The sequence below is a fragment of the Frateuria aurantia DSM 6220 genome (assembly GCF_000242255.2).
Taxonomy (GTDB): Bacteria; Pseudomonadota; Gammaproteobacteria; order Xanthomonadales; family Rhodanobacteraceae; genus Frateuria; species Frateuria aurantia.
The window spans coordinates 548,308-565,984 of record NC_017033.1 but is presented as its reverse complement, the minus strand read 5'-3'; the positions used below and the strand labels follow the sequence as shown (position 1 = coordinate 565,984).

The following is a 17,677-nucleotide window of genomic DNA, read 5'->3' as shown; positions in this document are numbered from 1 at the left end:
CGTTTCGCAGATATTGTTCATATGGCCAATGGTCAGGGGAATTGCGGTCAGGACGACTTCTCACCGAAACGCAACTGCCAGTGCGGATATCCGGATATGTCGGCAAATATTGATGGTCGCCCTCGTAGTGGCCGGGTTTCACCCCGAGTCCTGTCCCTGACGTTCAGGGTCTCACACATTATTGCCGTCGTTATTCCCGTCCTGCCGCTGATCTATGCCACCGGGCTGCAGGATACTGCCGTCATTCGCCGTATTCTGGCCATGGCCATGGGCGGTGGTCTGCTCTGCCTTCTGCTGTTCCAGAATGCCGGGATGTATGCACGGGACCTGTTCGGCAACGAGTGGCTGTTCAAGCGGACCCTGCTGGGCTGGAGCACGGTCTTTGGCCTGCTGCTGCTGGGCCAGAGCCAGCTCAATTATCTGAGCCATGTGCCGCCAACCATGGAACTGATCTGGTTCGTCAGCAGTTTGCTGCTGTTCGGGGCGGTTCGCCTGCTGTTTCTGCTGTATTTCCGGCGCATGATGCGGCGGGGCCAATATCTGCAGCGGGCGGTCATTCTCGGCTGCACCGAAAATGGTTTGCGTCTCGCCCGCTATATGCGCCAGCACAGGGATATCCGCTGCGGCCTGCTGGGTTTTATCGATGACCGGGAGCCGGAACGGCTGCCTGCGCTGGATGAAACCCTGCCCCCTCTGCTGGGAGACAGTCGCTTGCTGGAGCGGATGATACGCAGCGAAACCGTCGACGTCGTCATGCTGGCCCTGCCCTGGAGCGCGGACTCCAGACATCAGTATTTCATCGACCGACTGCGCCGTCTGCCTGTCAGTGTCATGGTGGTGCCCGATATCACGGCATTCAATTATGCCAAGACCCGGATCAGCATCATCGGTGGCGTCGCCATGCTGAATGTCGCCGACCTGCCGCTGGAGGGCTGGTCACCGATGCTGAAGCGAGCCGAAGACCTGATCATCGCCTCACTGGCCCTGCTGCTGCTGGCGCCGCTGATGGCACTGGTGGCCTTGGCGATCCGGCTGGACTCGCCGGGACCGATCCTGTTCCGCCAGCGTCGCTACGGCTACAACGAGCACCTGATCCATGTATTGAAGTTCAGGTCGATGCATCACCACCTCACCGACCAGGATGCCAGCCGCCAGACCACTCGCCAGGATCCGCGCGTCACCCGGGTCGGCCGGTTCATCCGCAAGACCAGCATTGACGAGCTGCCCCAGCTGTTCAACGTATTGGGGGGCTCGATGTCGCTGGTCGGCCCGCGCCCGCATGCCACGGCCACCCGTGCGGCGGACATTCTGTTCGAAGACGCGGTCGCCGAATACAGCGCCCGGCACAGAGTCAAGCCCGGCATCACCGGTCTGGCCCAGGTGCATGGGTATCGCGGCGAAACCGATACCCTGGAGAAGATCGAGCGCCGGGTCGAATACGATCTGGAATATATCGAGACATGGAGCCTGGGACTGGACCTGCGGATCCTGATCAAGACCATTCCTGCCGTACTGGCCAGCGAGCAGGTGTATTGAGCCACGCCATGTCGATCCCGCCCTATGCCTTGATCATCCCCACCCGCAACAGCGGCCCCTATCTGCCACGGCTGCTGCCGGCCCTGCAGCAGCAGACCCGTGCGCCGGCCGAGCTGCTGATCATGGATACCGCCTCCAGCGACGGCAGTGCCGAGCAATGGCAGGCCTTCGGGGCCAGGGTGGTATCGGTGGCGCCGGATCAGTTCAATCACGGCGGTACTCGCCGGCTGGCCAGCCAGCTGGTATCGGCGCCCTGTCTGATATACATGACCCAGGACGCCGTACCTGCCACGCCCGATGCGCTGGCACGATTGCAGGACGCCCTGCTGGAAAACGAAGCCATCGGCGTGGCCTACGGACGGCAGCTGCCGCACCCCGGTGCGGGACCGTTGGCCTGCCATGCCCGCCGCTTCAATTATCCCCCGCACAGCCAGACCCGCTGGCTGACCGATGCCTCTCGCCTGGGTATCAAGACCTGTTTCAGTTCCGACGCTTTTGCCGCCTACCGCCGGACCGCACTGGTACAGGCGGGAGGTTTTCCCCGGAGAGTGATCGGCACCGAGGACGCCTATGTCGCTGCCCGTATGTTGCTGGCCGGCATGGCCGTCCGCTACTGCGCCGAGGCCCAGGTCTGTCACTCCCATGACTATCGCGTCGCCGAGGAATTCCGCCGCTATTTCGATATCGGCGTGTTCTATCACCGCGAGAGCTGGATAGGTGAAGCCTTTGGCCGGGCCGGCGGCGAAGGTCTGCGCTATGTCCGCAGCGAGCTCCGCTATCTGCGCAGCCACGGTCGCCCGGACCTGATTCCCTCGGCCCTCCTGCGCAATGCCATGAAGTTGCTCGGCTATCGGCTGGGTGCGCTTGAAGCCCGGCTGCCGGCCGGTATCAAACGACGTATCAGCATGTTCCCTCCCTTCTGGAATGAGTCCGAATCCTCATGATCCGATCGCATCGATTTCGAATGCCCCGCCTCGTCTGGCTGGGCCTGCTGCTGGCCTCGCTGACGGCCTGCCATCAACCCGACGTGGTGCGGCTGCCCGACGCCAAGGCCATGCACGACCATGATGCCGGCGTGTTCCGCCCGGACCAGCTGCCCCAGCCCCGGGTCGTGGTGCTGCCGGCCGACGTGCTGCGGATTCGACGCGATGCCCAGCCGTCTGCCGAAAGCGGTACCACCGACATGTTCGTGGTGCGCCCTGACGGCGTGTTCGCCTACCCCTATATCGGCACGGTCAAGGCCGAAGGCCGCACCCCGGAAGACATCAGCAACGAGATCACGGCCCGTCTGGCCTCGATCTACCGCGAGCCGCATGTCACCGCCAATATCGCCAGCAGCCCCGGCAACCATGTCTTTGTCGGTGGCGCCGTGCGCAATCCCGGCGTCTTCGATCTGACCGCCGGGGTGACGGCCGAACAGGCCGTGATGAGTACCGGAGGGCTGATTCCGCAGGCCGATGCCCGCCATATCGCGCTGATCCGGCTGGATGCCCATGGCGTGCGCCAGGTCTATTTCTTCAATTTCGCCGACCTGCTGAAGGACAGCGCCAGCGGCCACTCGCGACCGATCTTTCTGCAACGGGGCGATCTGTTGTTCGTGCCCCTGTCGCCGATCGGGCGGGCCGTGCATACCATGGATCTGTATATCACCCAGCTGCTGCCCTGGTTCCGTGGCGTCGGCTTCGGCATGAACTATCAGATCAATGATGCAGCCTCGCTGCGTTACAACAACACCACCAACAACCAGAACAATATCAACAGCGCCAGCGGAACCTTCAATTCGGGGGGGACGCTCTGATGATCGAGATACGCAGCCTCCGCGATATCATCCGCCTGTTCTTCATCTTCAGGCGTGAGTTCATCTATGCCGCGATCGCCACCCTGGTGATCGCCGTGGCCGGCGCCTTGTTCCTGCCCTCGCGCTTTGAGTCGCAGGCCCGGATCCTGGTCCGGCCGAACCAGAGCCTGAGCCCGCCGGCCCCCACCACCCTGAGCGCCGACAATGGTTTCGTGCAGCCCAGCACCCAGCGTGATCCGGTGCTGGATGAACAGAAAATGCTGACCAGCCAGCCGGTGATCACCGAGGTCGCCCAGGCCTATCTGCGTGCCGAGGCCGCGCCTCCGCCGCCCGGTCTGTGGCAGCACCTGAAGTACTACACCAAAAAGATCGCGGGTCTGGGCAAGGAACTGGCCCGCCGCACCCTGGTGGCCTTCGGCATTCTGGACGATGCCTCCCCCGTCGAGCGGGCCGCCCGGGCTCTGGCCAAGAAATTCGAGGTCAGCCACGATCCCGGCTCGAACGTGATGGATATCGCTTTCCGCTGGGGTGATCCGGCCGTGGCCCAGGCCATCAATACCGCCTGGGTCGATGCCTATTTCAATGCCCGCGCCAAGGCTTCGGGCGGCGCCCAGCTGTTTGCCTTCTACCAGGGCCAGACCGAACAACTGAGCCGGCACATCATCGAGCTGCAAGGCCAGCTGCATGAGCGACTGAAGACTCTGGATGCCCCCAGCATCCAGCAGCAGATGGACAGCATCGCCACCCAGCTGCAGCGTCTGCAGCAACAGCGCCAGGACGCCGTGACCAGCCGCGAATCCACCCGCAGCATGCTTGACGCCGCCCAGAAGCAACTGGGCAAGCTGCCCACCGAGATAGAGAACGCCCGCAATTACGGACTGAATCCGGCACGCTCGGACATGCAGCTGAAACTCAACGGTCTGATCGATCAGCGCCTGACCCTGCTGCGGGTCTATCTGCCGACGGCGGCGCCGGTCAAGGCCATGGATGAAAGCATTGCCGCACTGCAGGCGCAGCTGCAGGCGATGGCGCCCAATGTGCAGCTGTCACGCAATATCGCACCCAACGGGCTGGCTCAAAAGTTGAAACAGGACATGATCGACGGGGTCAACCAGACCGCCGGTCTGAATGCCCGCATCGAAGCCATCGACGGCGAAATGAGTGCCTTGCGTCAACTGCGCGGCCAGGTCCTGGCAGCCGAGCCGGACCTGTCCCAGCTCAGCCTGCAGCTGAGTACGGCCGAGCGGGTCTATACCCAGTACACCGACTACCTGCTGCACGCCCGGATCATGCGTGATCTTGACAGCCAGCGACTCAGCAATGCCACTTTGATCGAGGCACCCACCCTGCAGCCGGCACGGGTATTCCCCAAAACCGTACCCATTCTTTTGCTGGCCTTGCCGGCCGCGATCGGCGTGGGTTTGCTGGTGATCTTCCTGTGCTACCTGCTGGATCGGCGCATCCATGACGGCGGCCGGATGCAGGCGACCTTCGGCCTGCCGCTGTGGGCCAGTCTGCCGGACATGCAGGACCCTAACCGCCCCCCGGGTGCCCATCTGAATACCGGCCTGTTCCGGATCTACGGCCTGCTGCCACGGGACCGCATCCAGCAACAAGGTCTGATTCTCGGCCTGACCGCTTCGCAGAAAGGCGAGGGTGTCCATTTCGTGGCCAACCATCTGCGGCTGGTGCTGCGGGAAGCCGGCCTGGATGTCGAAATCAGTGACGACATCGGAGCACCTCGCCAGCCCGGCTGCGTCACCCTCGTCACCGCCGAACCGATCAGCAAGGAGCGGGCGCTGCTGCAGCTGCGCGATGTCGATGTGCGCTTGCTCGTGATCGAGGCGCGCCATACCAGCGTCCCCACCGTGGAATATTCGCTGAGCACCTTGCGGCACGCCTTCGGCAATATCGACGGCGCCATCCTCAACCGCCGTCGATTCGAGATTCCGGCCGCCTTCCTGCAGCGTTTCGGCGGTCTGTTGCGGGTGAACTGATGCGCATCCTGCATCTGGCACCACCGGCCGACGCACACAACGGCATCGCCGACTACGCCCGGCATTGGCGGGATGCCATGCAGGGCTCCGGTGCCGAGCTGGTCTGCCCGCCGCTGGATGCGGGGCTGCCACCGCTGCTGGAGGCCCTGGACCAGCATCGGATCGAATGGATCCATGCCGAACTCGGCGGCGGCCGCGTCGCTGAATTCGAGGCCTTGCGGCAGCTGCGCCAGCTCCGCCCCGAACTGGGTTTCGGCGCCACGGTGCACGATCCCGAACGGCTGATCTGGCGCGCGGCGCAGTTGCCTGGATCGCTGGCCTGGCTGGCGGCCTGCCCCGGCCCCATGCCGCAGCTGGCCGGACTGCTGGATCATCGCCGTGTACTGCGGATGGAGCGTCGTCTGGCACGGCAGCTTGACGCCCTGGTCTGTATGACCCGGCGAGGCAGCGAGGCCTTGGCCCGGCGCATGCAGCTGGCTGCCGGGCTCAGCTACACGATTGCCCACGGCAACATCAGCGTGCCGCCACGGCCCTTGCCGCCCGGGCCGCTGCGGCTGCTGTACTTTGGCTATATTTATCCGGGCAAGGGTATTGAGGACCTGCTGCAAGCCCTTGCCGGACTGCGCGCCAAGGGCGGTGACCAGGCCATGTCCGTCAGATTGACGCTGGCCGGCGGTACCGCGCCGGATATCGCCTTTGGCGCGCGCGGCAGCTATGTGCAGTCATTGCGCCAGCAGATCCATCGGCATCAACTGGACCATGTGGTGGACTGGCAGACCGATGTGCCCGGCACGGAAATCATCGAACTGATCCAGGCCCACCATGTCATGGTGCTGCCCTACCGCGAATCCCGCAAACTGGCCTGGCTGGGCCAGATGCGCAGCACCAGCGGGGCTCTGGCCTGGGCGACGGCCTGCGGACGGGGCGCCATCGTGTCCGATGCGCGCGCCTTCGCCGAGGAAATTTCCCATGGCAATGGCTGTCAATTCCGGCACCGCGATCCAGCCGACCTGCAACGCCGGCTGGAAACCCTGACGGCTCAACCTTCGCTGGCCGGCGAATGGGCCCGCCACGCGGGGCAACTGGCCGTCGAGCGGCAATGGCCGCGCATTGCGGAGCAATATATGACCACCTTCACCCAGGCCTTGCAGCGACGCCACCATGACTGAAGCCCTCCAGCCCCGAAAGCGCGCCCGACACTGGATCCCCGTCGTGCTGCTGACCGTGTTCGCAGTCCTTGCCGGCCTGCTGCTGTTGCCTGGCACCTCTCGCCCGCAGGAGCTCAAGCCGCTGCAGCTCAGTCCCCGGCAGCCCGTGGTCTGGGCCGACTTTCTCGGCGTGAACGCTCATCTGTTGTGGTTCAGTCCCGAAATCGCGTCCCGCCAGATCGCCATGCTGAAGGCTCTGGGTCTGCACTGGGTGCGGCTGGACCTGCACTGGGACAGGCTCGAGCCCCGGGTCGGCCAGTTCCGCTGGGATCTGCTGGACCCGGTGATGCAGCAGATCCGCGACCAGCATTTGCAGGCGGAAGTCTATCTGGTGGGCTCCAGCCCTTATGCCTCCAGCGCGCCGCCGGATTTTCCCTATCCGGACAAGTACCCGCCGCGGGATCCCCAGCTCTACGCCACGGCATTGCGGGCGCTTGCGGAACGCTATCCGCAGATTCCGGTATGGCAGGTCTGGAACGAACCCAATCTGCCGGGTTTCTGGTATCCCGAGCCCGATCCGGCCGCCTACGGCAGCTTGCTGAAAGCCAGTGTCCAGGCCTTGCGCAGCCTGCCTCGTCCGCCGCAGGTGGCCTTGGGAGGGATGGCCTATTACAGCCAGATGCCCAATCATGATCTGATGATCCAGGATCTGGGCGCGCTGGGCCTGTTTTCGCTGGACACCATCATCGCCTACCACCCCTATTCGCTTTATCCGGAAGGCGATGATCCGGCCCAGCGTGACTTCATCCTGCGCGCGCAACAGGCCGACCGGATGTTGCGGTCAGCCGGCGCCCGTCAGGTCTGGGCCGATGAGTGGGGCTGGTCCAGCTATCCCGGCCCGAAACAGGAGCAACCGGTGATCGGCGAAGACGGACAGGCCGATTTCGTGCTGCGCCGACTGGCCCTGATGACGGCGCTCAATTACGACCGGATCTTCCTGTTCGCCCTCAGCGATCTGGACAGCCGAGCCTCCGTGCGCGACCAGTTCTACGGTCTGCTGACGACCGATGCCAAGCCCAAGCCTGTGTATCAGGCATTGTCCCGCTTTCTGGGCTTCACTGGCCCGCAGCTGATGCCGGCCGCCGCGCCGGCGCTGCAGAACCCGCCGGCATCACTGATCACGGTCAGTGCCGACAAGGCCGACGGCAAGCACCTGCTGATGTTCTGGGCCGACCAGCCCGGCAGCGTGCAACTGCCTGACCTCCAGGCGGCCCGACTATACGATCCCTTGCATGACACGACCACCGCGTTGCAGGCCAGCGGCGGCGTGCTGACCGTCCCCGTCAGTCGCCAGCTGCAGATCCTGGAGTGGCCTTGATGGAAAGCCGGCGCCTGCTGTGGATCCTGCCCTATATGCCTTGGCCGACGACCAGCGGGGGCAAGCTGCGTCAATTCCAGCTGTTGCGTGAACTGGCCAGGCGCGGCCACCGGATCAGCCTGCTGATCCTGACCAAGAGCTTGCCGACGCCGGAGGAACGCGAAGCCTTGCAGCCCTGGGTGGAGCAGTTGTGGGTTTATCCGCGTCGCCCCTTGCGCTCCTGGCAGACCTTGCTGGCCGGCGTGTTCGCCGGGCCGCCGCTGCTGGCCAGCATCAATGGCTACCATCCGGTGCTGGGTCGCAAGCTGGCGGAACTGCTGGAGGCATCCTGGGATGTGGTCCAGATTGAGCACAGCTACAGCCTGCAGCCTTATCTGCAGGTCCTGCAAGGCTATCGTCCGGGTTTCGCACTGACCGAACACAATATCGAATCGGAGCTCAGCCGCACCACCTGGCAGCGACTGCCGGCCATCCTGCGGCCACTGGCCCGTTGGGATCAATGGCGCTATCGACGCTGGGAACAGCTGGCCGTGCACCGTGCCAGGCAGGTCATTGCCATGACGGAGGCCGATGCCGAAGTGCTGGCCGGTTGGGCACCGACCCCGGTGCGGGTCGTGCCCAATGGTGCCGACGTCGAGACGGGGTCCCGGGTGCATCCCGACCTCATGGCCGGGCAACTGCTGTTCCTGGGCAATTACGAGTACAGCCCGAACCTCGAAGCCGTTCGCTGGCTGGCCGAAGAGATCATGCCGCGGATCTGGGCCGAACGCCCCGAAGCGCGCCTTGTCGTCGGCGGCTTCGCCATGCCTCTCGAATGGGCGGCACGCTGGCCGGATCCGCGCCTGCGATGGCAGGGCTATGTGGCGGATCTGCCCGCGCTGCAGGCCAGCTGCAGCCTGTTCATCGCTCCGTTGCGCGATGGCGGAGGTTCCAAACTGAAAGTGCTGGAAGCAATGGCCGCCGGCTTGCCGCTGGCAAGCACCGCCCAGGGCGTGTCCGGGCTGCTCGCCCGGCCGGATCGCGATTATCTGGCCGCCGATGACAGTGCCGGTCTGGCCGCTGCCGCGATCCGGCTGCTGTCCGACCCGGCACGGGCCGGCATGCTGGGCGAGGCGGGTCGCGACTATGTCCGCCGCCATCACAGCTGGCAGCAGGTCGCCGATACGCTGGAGCAGGTCTACGAGGAGATGGCCGCATGAAGATAGGCATCGATTATCGCCCTGCCGTCGCCGCGCCCTGGTCCGGCATCGGTCGCCAGGTGCTGGCCATGACCCGAGTACTGGCCAGCTCGCCAGGTGATCAGCTGCTGCGTTACAGCGGCGGCGTCGCAGAGGGTTCGGATGCCTGGCCGGCCTTGCCGCCCGTCAGCTGTCCGGCCCGCCTCCAACCGGTCGATGGCATGCACCGACCGCAGGAACGACTGCCTTTCGAAGCCCGCTTCCTGCCTCATGCCCTGGACCGGGACGGTATCGAAGTCTATATCGCCACGGCCAATCGCGGCCTGCCCTGGCTGTTGCGCCGGCCGTCCTATCGGCGGGTGCTGCTGCTGCATGACCTGTTTCAGTGGGACCAGCCCGAAATACAGGCACGGCCGCTCAAGGCGCTGGCCTACCGGATGATCGAGCGTGTTTCGCTGAGCACCTCATTGCGCAGTGCCGATGTGATCTGGGCGCCATCCCGCTATACGATGAACGAGGCCGCGCGGCGCTTCCCCATGCTGCAGCAGCGTCTGCGCTGGCTGCCCAATTGCGTGCCGCCGCTACCCTCGTTCAGGCCCGGACAGCGCCCCGAGGTGCTGTCGGCCCTGCCCGCCCGTTATTGGCTGGCCGTGGGTACCCGCGGCGCACGCAAGAACATCGAGCGGCTGCTGACGGCCTGGACCGGCCTGCGTACGCAGGGGGCAGCCGTGCCCGATCTGGTCTTGGTCGGGCAGCGTGAGGATCTGCCGGCCGGTCTGCGGGACTGGCCCGGCCTGCATCTGATCAGGGATGTCGATGACGAGGCTTTGGGCGCCATCTATCAGGCTGCTGAATGCCTGTGGCATCCCGCCTGGGCCGAAGGTTTCGGCCTGCCCGTGGTCGAGGCCCTGGCGGCAGGCACCGCCGTCGCGGTGGCCCGCGGCACCGCCCTGGATGAGGTCACTCCTGACGATGCACCACGTTTCGATCCGCATGACACCAGCGCCATCGCCCAGCTGATGCTGCGGCTGGGGAAAACGCCCGCCGGCGGCAGCCAGCGGGCGAGGCAGAACTTTGCCGCCCGCTTTGCTCCCGAAGCCTATGCCCGCTGCTTGCGTGGCCTGATTGCCGAGTTGAGAACATGACTACCAGGCCCCTGGCCATCCTCGCCCTGCTTTGCGGTCTGCTGTTTGGCGGGCTGCTTGTCTTCGTGCCCCCTGGTACCTTTCTGCTGGCCCTGATCGCCGTCATCGTCGGCCTGCTGGTATTGCGCACACCGTTCTATGGCCTGGCCGGCTTTGCGCTCAGCGCCACGTTCATGCCCTTGGCCACCGTCCGGCTGGGAGTTCGCATTACGGTCTGCGAAGCCTTGCTGGCAGCGGCCTGGGCCGGCACGGCCTGGCAATTGTTCACCCAACAGCTGCAATGGCACTGGGGGCGTACCGAAAAAGCCCTGGCCCTGTTGATGGTTTTCAGCGTGATCCCCTTTCTGGTCGGCCAGGTCACGATCCATGCCGAAGGCAATGGGACCGTGAACTGGATCCGCTGGCTGCTGAACCTGTCCACGCTGTGGCTGGTACCGCTCCTGCTGCCCGATCGACGCCGCCGCGAATGGCTGGTGAATCTGCTGCTGCTGGGCAATCTGGCGATGCTGGTGGTTTCGCTGGGCATGTTTGCCCGCCATCGCAATGCGCTGGACATGATCCCCTTGCTCAAGCATCTGCACTATGCGCACCCCGAAGCGATGCAGGACATTTTCGGCGGCATGCGCAACCGGCTCGGCACGCCCTGGGTTCATCCCAATCTCAGCGGTGGGGCACTGATCCTGTTTGCGCCGCTGGCCATGGTCCTGGCCCTGGTCCGGCGCGGCTGGGGAAGGGTGCTGGCCTTGGCCGTGGCCGTGCTCGCCGCCGTGGCGATTGTCCTGACCGGATCGCGCGGTGCCCTGCTCAGCATGGCCGTGGTACTGCTCTGGATGGCCTGGACCGGCATTCCCACTTCACGTCGCCTCATTGTCGGCGGACTCGCCCTCAGCGTTGCCATGGCCTTGTTCTATCCGCCGCTGCAGAAACGGCTTTCGACCATGTTCGATTCCAGCAATGCCAGTACCGAGGTACGGATGGATGAATACCGGCATTTCCCTCAGGCGATGGCACGCTATCCGTTGGGTATCGGTTTCAAGACAGATCCGCCGGTACCGGGCAGCGGCTTGTTGGGCATTTCCAATCTGTGGCTGAACTATATCTACAAGATCGGTCTGCCGGGCATGCTGCTGTTCTGCGTGGTGCTGGGCCGATGGTGGCGCGAGACCCGCCCGCAAGGTCGCACCCAGCGGCCGACACCGGCCAATGCAGTCTGGCTTGGCAGTCTGGCCGGCCTGGGAGGTGCCCTTCTGACGGGCGTGTTCGACCATTACTACAGCTTCACGATGGTATTGGTGGCTCTGTTCTGGCTGATGCTTGGACTGAATCTGCAGGGTGCACGGCAACGGCCCGATTCCACCACCGCCGGGCCGCCGCCCGAAGCTGACCCCGATCTGACGGCGCGCCTCGGCCCGCCGGGAGGCCTGCCATGAAGCACCGGATTTTCCATTCCCTGAACCTGCGCGAGCACCTGGACGACTATGCCGGACGGCTGGGCCTTAGCCTGCAGCAGACCGAGCAAGCCTACACGTGGCTGCTGACGCACGAAGGCCTGTTCGAGGAACTCTCGGCCGAAGGCATCCGTGTATCGATATGCTCGGTCAATATCGAGTCGCGGATCGAGGACGCCGATGCCAGGCGCCTGTACACCCTGCTGATGCAGGAAATTCCCGCCCAGTTCGTGCCTCGGATGGGCCTGAACTGGCCCACCTTCAAGGACCGCTGGCTGCGGATCTGGGAGCAGATCTACAATATCTTCATCAACAAGATTCCGGTTCATGCAATCCGCATCGGCTGGCTGCGATGCGGCGGTGCGAAAATCGGCAAGGGCTCTTCGATCTGGCGCCATACCGAGGTGCTGGGGGTGAACAACCTGATCATGGGCGATGACAGCGTCATCGGCTGGCATTGCCAGATCGATGCCCGCGCCGGCCTGCGGATCGGTGATCATGTCGCGATCGCCTCGCATGTGCTGATCATTGCCGGCAGCCACGATCTGACGGCGCCCGAATTCTGGTCCGTATCGGCCCCCATAGTGATCGAGGACTACGTATGGGTTGCCAGCCGGGCCTTGATCGCCCATGGCGCCCATCTGGAGCGCGGCTGCGTGGTCACGGCCCAGACCTTGGTCGCCAAGCGGATCGCGGCCTACAAGATCGTCGGTGGCAGCGGCGCCAAACCCATGGGCGAGCGGCCGCATGATCTGAACTACCGGGTCGGCGGACGCGGCCTGTTCACCCTGTTGCACTGACTTGTGCTGGGCGCGACGACCTGGCTGACCTTGGCCACCTTGGCCGGTCTGGCCGCCGGTTTCGGACGGGAATGGCTGCTGCTGGCCGACTGGGGCGTGGGGGCGCGTACCGATGCTTTTCTGGTCGCCATGTTCCTGCCCGAGGCCGCCCGCATGATGATGGCGGCGGGCCTGCTCAATGCCGCCGGCCTGCCTCTGTATCAGGCCCGCACAGCCGAGCGGCAGCGGGCCTGGCTGACCGCGCAGTTCTGGCATCTGCTGGGCATCGGCCTGTTGCTCGCCCTGCTTCTGCACCTGGGCGCGCCCTGGCTGAGCCGGGCGATCGGCCCCGGCCAGTCCGTCGCTGACAGGCTCCGTGCGGGCCACAGTCTCGGCATTCTGGCCTGGTGCCTGCCCGGCATCTGCCTGCAGGCCCTGCTGGTGATTCCCAGCCAGGCGCGCTCACGCTATGTGCTCGCCGGACTGGGTTCATTGTTGTACAACCTGCCGGCGGTAGGCCTGTTGGCCTGGCAAGGTCATGCCACCGGCGAAACCCCGCTGGCCTGGGCCTTCGTCGCCGGCAGCGCGCTGATGAGCCTGGTCTTGCTGCCCCTGCCCTGGGCCGACGGCTGGCGCCCCTGGCAGCGGGTGCCGCTGCGCGAACCCGTCCTCGAATTGCAGCGACGATTGCTGCCCTTGCTGCTCAGTGCCGGAGCCAGTCAGGGGCTGGCTTGGCTGGAGCGGATCTGCGCCTCTTATCTGGGTGCCGGCACCATTTCCATCGTCAATTTTGCCCGCAAGCTGAACAATCTGCCCCTGGTCGCCCTGATGAGCCTGAACCAGGTGCTGCTGAGCCTGATGGGAAGCGCCGAGCAAGGCATTCAGCGCAAGGCCGTACTGGCCCGCGGCATGCAACTGACCTCGCTGCTGACGGTGCCGGCAGCGGTCGGCTTGATCCTGATCGCGCCTGCGCTGGTCCACCTGCTGCTGCCGAAGAACATGGATCCAGCCCGCACCGCCGGCCTGCTGGCCTGGATGGCCGTGACCCTGGTGGTCGGCGGCTGGAATGCCATGCTCGCCCGCTATGCCTACGCCCACCACGACACCGCGACCCCGACCCGCTGCGAACTGGCCGGCAGTCTGCTGAATGCGGTGGGCCTGCTGCTGCTGCCTGGCTGGCTGGGAATCAATGCGATTGCCATCGCCGCCCTGCTGGGCGTGATGCTGACCGCCCAGCTGCTGGCTCGCCGTCTGCAGCTGCAGACGGAACTGCAACTGACGCGGCAATGGCTGGTCGCCGCACTGGTGCTGGGCGGCACAAGCTGGCTGGGCTTTGCGCCCGAGCAGTTCGGAACACTGGCCTGGATCAAGGCCGTCACGGGTGGTGCCCTCTGCCTGACCGGCTACGCCTTGTGGCTGCGGCCATGGCGCGCACCTCCCGTGCCTTGAGGATCTGCCGCCGCAGCTGCGTCAGATAACGGTTTGGCGTATGCTCTCCGCCAATTGTTTTTATCCATTCAAGGACAGTCCATGGGTCTGCACGACGTCACCTCCGGCCGCGATGTGCCGAACGAAATCAATGTCATCATCGAAATCCCCAAGGATTCCGAGCCGGTCAAGTACGAAGTCGACAAGGACAGCGACGCGCTGTTCGTCGATCGCATCCTGTCGACCCCGATGCGCTACCCCTGCAACTACGGCTATATCCCCGGCACCCTGGGTGGCGATGGCGATCCGCTGGATGCGCTGGTCGTGCTGCCGTTGCCCCTGGTCCACGGTTCGGTGATCCGCTGCCATCCGATCGGCATGCTGAAGATGACCGACGAATCCGGTGCCGACGAGAAGCTGCTGGTGGTGCCGGTCGCCAAGCTTTACGCCGACTATGCCCACATCAAGGACATCGAGCAGGTCGACAGCCACCTGCTGGCCCGCATCGGCCATTTCTTCGAGCACTACAAGGATCTCGAGAAAGGCAAATGGGTCAAGGTCGAAGGTTGGGCCAATGCCGAAGCGGCCAAGGCCGAGATCATCGCCGGCATCAAGCGTGCCGCCGACAAGGGCTGAGGTCCGCGCCTGAGGCTGGCAGCGACACCCGCCATGGCCAGCCCATGACGCAAAAGGCGCCGGGATATGATCCCGGCGCCTTTTGCGTATTCCACGACAGCGATCCGCCCCGTCACCAGCCAGGCGCGGTCTGAAGGGCTCAAAAAGCCGGTCCCTGCCGACGCAATTGCCATCCATGAACCAGGATGAAAACCCCGCTGACCACGGCCCACACGCCGAATACTGTCATCAGCGCGGCCAGAGCACCGGCAGGATGGACCAGCAGCAGCAGGCCAAACAATATCGACAGCAGGCCGCTCACCGTCAGCCAGCCCCTTCCCGGCGTGGCCGGGGGCAACTGCCAGGCAGCCATGCATTGCAGGGCACCGGCCAGCAGCACCCAGGCCCCGACCACGGTCAGGACCAGCAAAATGGTGATCTGCGGCCAGATCAGACTGACCAGGCCCAGCACCAGACCCAGTCCGCCCGCCCACAGCAAGGGCTTGCGATTGATGCCGTGAGCGGTACTGGCCAGCAGCAGCAGCACGCCATCGATGCAGGCATACAAGCCCAGCACCCAGGCCAGGCTCAGGGCGGTACTGAACGGACTGAAAGCGGCCAGCAGGCCGAGCAGGACCAGTACCAGACCACGCAGTACCATCCAGCCCCAGCCTCGTCCAGAGGGGCGGAACAAGGTTTTCATCACAACTCTCCTGCCTTCTGCAAAACAATGCGGGCGGACAGCCGCCAATGCGACTGTCCGCCCGGATTTCCACCACCCGCCGCAAAGCGCGGCTCGGCCGGGTCTCAAGCCTGGGCGCGAACCCGCACCGGAGCCGGCTTCGCCGGTTCGCCCTTCTTGCCCAGCTGCTCCAGCAGACTGCCCATGTCCTCGGCGTGCTCTTCCTCGCTGGCAAGGATGCCTTCCAGCATGCGCCGGGTAGTGGGATCCTCATGTCCCAGATACTGGATGATCTCGCGGTAAGTGTCGATGGCAATCCGTTCGGCCACCAGATTTTCCTTGATCATGTCGACCAGATCGTCACCTTCGACGTAGTCCGCATGACTGCGTTCGGACAAGCCCTTCGGCGAGAAATCCGGCTTGCCTTCAAGCTGGGTGATCCGTTCGGCGATCAGGTCCGCATGGCCCTGCTCTTCATTGGCATGTTCCAGAAACTCGGCGGCGACCGCCTTGGAGTTGATGCCCGAAGCCATGTAGTAATGATATTTGTAGCGCAGCACGCAAACGATTTCAGTAGCCAGGGCGGCGTTCAGCAGATCCACCACGACCTTTCTGTCCGCCGTGTAACCGGCGGTGACGGCACCTTGGTCGATATGCTGCCTGGCACGCTTGCGAATGGTTTCCATGTCGGTCAGAAACGGCTTGTCGGTCATACCTGCCTCCTCGTGAAGAGTGGGTGAGTGCTACCTGAGCCTTGCGCCGGGTCTTCCGGCGGCAATGCCGACATCATTGCACCGCCCCAAGGCCATTGACAAATCAGCCGTTCAGCCGCGATTACCGTCCGCCGTCATAGAAGCCGATCAGCTCAGCGCGGCTGGAAGGCCCGCAGGAAGGTCTTCACGCCGGCCATCGCATGCTCTTCCACCGCCACCCGGCAGCTGGGATCCGTCATGTCGTCGCAGCCACACAGGCGACGCATCATCACGTCGCCCTTGATCAAGGCAAAGAACTGGGTGGCCGCCACCTCCGGGGTCAGCCCTCCCAGATCGAGCTTGCCCTCCTGTTCGGCCTGCCGCAGCAGGCCGGCCGCGAGCTTGCGGCCGCGCAAGGGACCTTCTTCCCAGACCAGCCGGCCGTAGCGAGGGTTGCCCTGCTGGCAATCGCCGAAGATCACCCGGAAGGTGCTGACCATCTGCGGATCGGTATCGATATGCACCATCCGACGGGCCAGATCGGTCAGCACATGGACCACGTCCACTTCCGGATGGTAGGTGAACTGCTCATCCGGCATCGCGTCCTGCATGCATGCGCGGATGACTTCACGGAACAAGCTGTCCTTGTCCCCGAAATGACTGTAGACCGTGAGTTTGGAGACACCGGCGTCGGAGGCCACGGCGTCCATGCTGGTGCCCGCAAAGGAGCTGCGCATGAACAGCGTCGTCGCCGATTTCAGAATCGCCGCGCGCTTCTCCATATCCTTGGGTCGGCCAGGTCCCTGGCACCGCACCTCCGGACTCCTGCTCATCACTGAATACCTTCACAAATTAGCCACGTCACTTTATTATACGGTATAGTTCACTTATTTTCACGACAGCCAGCTGCCGACCCTGAACAGATAGATCGCGCTCCGGCGAATGACTGCGGGTCTGTCGCCGGACGTTACTGTCCAAGGGGGCTCGCAAGTCGGCACCTGAGGGATGCTCCCGCCAGATGCTCGAATCGATCAGAGGCCTGCGTCAAGGTGCCGGCAAGTGACTTCCGGCACTACAGGGCAACCATGGCGCGACCGCAAGCTGTGTCATCATTGGACGTTGTTTCTAAGCAGGTTTCCCAATTCACTCATCGCAGATTGAAGGCGGTCTGAACAATGGCTATGAATCTCGAACTGGCGCGCCAGAACATGATCGAACAGCAGGTGCGGCCCTGGGCCGTCCTCGATGCGGACGTGCTGAATGTACTGGCGCGAGTGCCTCGCGAAGACTTTGTGCCCGCGGCCTATCGTCAGCTCGCCTTCGCGGATCTGGCCCTGCCCATCGGACACGGCCAGGTGATGCTGAAGCCCGTGATCGAAGGCCGGCTGCTTCAGGCGCTTGCGCTGCAGCCGCACGAATCGGTGCTGGAGATCGGCACCGGTTCGGGCTTTCTCACCGCCTGTCTGGCTGCACTGGTGCCTGCCGGCAAGGTGCTGAGTCTGGACATCGAACCTGACTTCATTGCCCAGGCCGCGCCGAAACTGCTTTCCGCCGGCTTCCGCCATGTGGAGTTGCTGGCCGCCGATGCTTTTGGCGACAGCCTGCCGCAACAGAGCTTCGATGCCATCGTCCTCAGCGGGGCCTCGGCCCGGATTCCACAGGATTTCCTGCACTGGCTGAAGCCCGGCGGTCGGCTGTTCGTGATCCATGGTCAGTCGCCGGCGCAGAAGGCCGTGCTGCTGACCCGCGGCCAGGGCAGCGAGATCCGAGAGGACGAGCTGTTTGAAACCGATGTCCCCTACCTGACCCACGCCGAACCGTCGCGCCAGTTCGTGTTCTGAACCGACGGCTCG

The 17,677-nt window shown here is 64.4% G+C and carries 16 protein-coding genes; 13 read left to right on the top strand and 3 right to left on the bottom strand.

What is annotated here, in order from left to right; genetic code table 11:
- Window positions 1–96: 96 nt before the first annotated feature.
- The 12 genes from FRAAU_RS02500 (at window position 97) to ppa (ending at window position 14,471) form a co-directional block, all read left to right on the top strand.
- On the top strand, window positions 97–1,536 hold the full coding sequence (locus FRAAU_RS02500) for an undecaprenyl-phosphate glucose phosphotransferase (protein WP_014401999.1): 1,440 nt from the start codon (window positions 97–99) through the stop codon (window positions 1,534–1,536).
- An 8-nt stretch (window positions 1,537–1,544) separates the two neighbouring features.
- The gene (locus FRAAU_RS02495) at window positions 1,545–2,480 is read left to right on the top strand and encodes a glycosyltransferase family 2 protein (protein WP_014401998.1); all 936 of its coding nucleotides are present in this window, start codon (window positions 1,545–1,547) and stop codon (window positions 2,478–2,480) included.
- A 20-nt stretch (window positions 2,481–2,500) separates the two neighbouring features.
- Entirely contained in the window at window positions 2,501–3,334 is an 834-nt protein-coding gene (locus tag FRAAU_RS02490) for a polysaccharide biosynthesis/export family protein (protein ID WP_052317771.1), read from the top strand.
- Complete coding sequence (locus tag FRAAU_RS02485; RefSeq protein ID WP_014401996.1) at window positions 3,334–5,331, top strand: GumC family protein; 1,998 nt, start codon at window positions 3,334–3,336, stop codon at window positions 5,329–5,331. Before FRAAU_RS02490 ends, FRAAU_RS02485 begins: the two co-directional genes overlap by 1 nt.
- Window positions 5,331–6,500, top strand: coding sequence for a glycosyltransferase (locus tag FRAAU_RS02480; RefSeq protein ID WP_014401995.1), 1,170 nt, complete (start codon window positions 5,331–5,333; stop codon window positions 6,498–6,500). The genes FRAAU_RS02485 and FRAAU_RS02480 overlap by 1 nt, the downstream gene beginning before the upstream one ends.
- Window positions 6,493–7,857: a beta-galactosidase gene (locus FRAAU_RS02475; RefSeq protein ID WP_014401994.1), complete on the top strand. Its 1,365-nt coding sequence runs from the start codon at window positions 6,493–6,495 to the stop codon at window positions 7,855–7,857. The genes FRAAU_RS02480 and FRAAU_RS02475 overlap by 8 nt, the downstream gene beginning before the upstream one ends.
- Window positions 7,857–9,056: a glycosyltransferase family 4 protein gene (locus tag FRAAU_RS02470; RefSeq protein ID WP_014401993.1), complete on the top strand. Its 1,200-nt coding sequence runs from the start codon at window positions 7,857–7,859 to the stop codon at window positions 9,054–9,056. Before FRAAU_RS02475 ends, FRAAU_RS02470 begins: the two co-directional genes overlap by 1 nt.
- A complete protein-coding gene (locus tag FRAAU_RS02465; protein ID WP_014401992.1) occupies window positions 9,053–10,180 on the top strand; it encodes a glycosyltransferase family 4 protein in 1,128 nt (375 codons plus the stop codon). Before FRAAU_RS02470 ends, FRAAU_RS02465 begins: the two co-directional genes overlap by 4 nt.
- Window positions 10,177–11,610, top strand: coding sequence for an O-antigen ligase family protein (locus tag FRAAU_RS02460; RefSeq protein WP_014401991.1), 1,434 nt, complete (start codon window positions 10,177–10,179; stop codon window positions 11,608–11,610). Before FRAAU_RS02465 ends, FRAAU_RS02460 begins: the two co-directional genes overlap by 4 nt.
- The gene (locus FRAAU_RS02455) at window positions 11,607–12,428 is read left to right on the top strand and encodes an acyltransferase (RefSeq protein ID WP_014401990.1); all 822 of its coding nucleotides are present in this window, start codon (window positions 11,607–11,609) and stop codon (window positions 12,426–12,428) included. Before FRAAU_RS02460 ends, FRAAU_RS02455 begins: the two co-directional genes overlap by 4 nt.
- Before the next feature lie 3 nt (window positions 12,429–12,431).
- Window positions 12,432–13,856 (top strand): lipid II flippase MurJ, encoded by a 1,425-nt coding sequence (locus FRAAU_RS02450; RefSeq protein WP_014401989.1) that lies wholly within the window; start codon window positions 12,432–12,434, stop codon window positions 13,854–13,856.
- An 81-nt stretch (window positions 13,857–13,937) separates the two neighbouring features.
- A complete protein-coding gene (ppa, locus tag FRAAU_RS02445) occupies window positions 13,938–14,471 on the top strand; it encodes an inorganic diphosphatase (RefSeq protein WP_014401988.1) in 534 nt (177 codons plus the stop codon).
- A 139-nt stretch (window positions 14,472–14,610) separates the two neighbouring features.
- Here the strand turns inward: ppa and FRAAU_RS02440 are convergent, their stop codons facing one another.
- The 3 genes from FRAAU_RS02440 to FRAAU_RS02430 form a co-directional block, all read right to left on the bottom strand.
- Complete coding sequence (locus FRAAU_RS02440; protein WP_014401987.1) at window positions 14,611–15,153, bottom strand: HdeD family acid-resistance protein; 543 nt, start codon at window positions 15,151–15,153, stop codon at window positions 14,611–14,613.
- Between the two features lie 104 nt (window positions 15,154–15,257).
- A complete protein-coding gene (locus tag FRAAU_RS02435) occupies window positions 15,258–15,845 on the bottom strand; it encodes a ferritin-like domain-containing protein (RefSeq protein ID WP_014401986.1) in 588 nt (195 codons plus the stop codon).
- A gap of 152 nt (window positions 15,846–15,997) precedes the next feature.
- The gene (locus tag FRAAU_RS02430; protein WP_014401985.1) at window positions 15,998–16,657 is read right to left on the bottom strand and encodes a TetR/AcrR family transcriptional regulator; all 660 of its coding nucleotides are present in this window, start codon (window positions 16,655–16,657) and stop codon (window positions 15,998–16,000) included.
- 342 nt (window positions 16,658–16,999) lie between these two features.
- On the opposite strand from FRAAU_RS02430, the gene FRAAU_RS02425 reads away from it, so the two are divergent.
- Complete coding sequence (locus tag FRAAU_RS02425) at window positions 17,000–17,665, top strand: protein-L-isoaspartate O-methyltransferase family protein (RefSeq protein WP_014401984.1); 666 nt, start codon at window positions 17,000–17,002, stop codon at window positions 17,663–17,665.
- The last annotated feature ends 12 nt before the right edge of the window (window positions 17,666–17,677 follow it).

Bases quoted from the DNA above. Each gene is read 5' to 3' on its own strand.
- FRAAU_RS02500 (WP_014401999.1), top strand. From the start codon at position 97: ATGTCGGCAAATATTGATGGTCGCCCTCGTAGTGGCCGGGTTTCACCC.
- FRAAU_RS02495 (WP_014401998.1), top strand. From the start codon at position 1,545: ATGTCGATCCCGCCCTATGCCTTGATCATCCCCACCCGCAACAGCGGC.
- FRAAU_RS02490 (WP_052317771.1), top strand. From the start codon at position 2,501: ATGCCCCGCCTCGTCTGGCTGGGCCTGCTGCTGGCCTCGCTGACGGCC.
- FRAAU_RS02485 (WP_014401996.1), top strand. From the start codon at position 3,334: ATGATCGAGATACGCAGCCTCCGCGATATCATCCGCCTGTTCTTCATC.
- FRAAU_RS02480 (WP_014401995.1), top strand. From the start codon at position 5,331: ATGCGCATCCTGCATCTGGCACCACCGGCCGACGCACACAACGGCATC.
- FRAAU_RS02475 (WP_014401994.1), top strand. From the start codon at position 6,493: ATGACTGAAGCCCTCCAGCCCCGAAAGCGCGCCCGACACTGGATCCCC.
- FRAAU_RS02470 (WP_014401993.1), top strand. From the start codon at position 7,857: ATGGAAAGCCGGCGCCTGCTGTGGATCCTGCCCTATATGCCTTGGCCG.
- FRAAU_RS02465 (WP_014401992.1), top strand. From the start codon at position 9,053: ATGAAGATAGGCATCGATTATCGCCCTGCCGTCGCCGCGCCCTGGTCC.
- FRAAU_RS02460 (WP_014401991.1), top strand. From the start codon at position 10,177: ATGACTACCAGGCCCCTGGCCATCCTCGCCCTGCTTTGCGGTCTGCTG.
- FRAAU_RS02455 (WP_014401990.1), top strand. From the start codon at position 11,607: ATGAAGCACCGGATTTTCCATTCCCTGAACCTGCGCGAGCACCTGGAC.
- ppa (WP_014401988.1), top strand. From the start codon at position 13,938: ATGGGTCTGCACGACGTCACCTCCGGCCGCGATGTGCCGAACGAAATC.
- FRAAU_RS02440 (WP_014401987.1), bottom strand. From the start codon at position 15,153: ATGAAAACCTTGTTCCGCCCCTCTGGACGAGGCTGGGGCTGGATGGTA.
- FRAAU_RS02435 (WP_014401986.1), bottom strand. From the start codon at position 15,845: ATGACCGACAAGCCGTTTCTGACCGACATGGAAACCATTCGCAAGCGT.
- FRAAU_RS02430 (WP_014401985.1), bottom strand. From the start codon at position 16,657: ATGAGCAGGAGTCCGGAGGTGCGGTGCCAGGGACCTGGCCGACCCAAG.
- FRAAU_RS02425 (WP_014401984.1), top strand. From the start codon at position 17,000: ATGGCTATGAATCTCGAACTGGCGCGCCAGAACATGATCGAACAGCAG.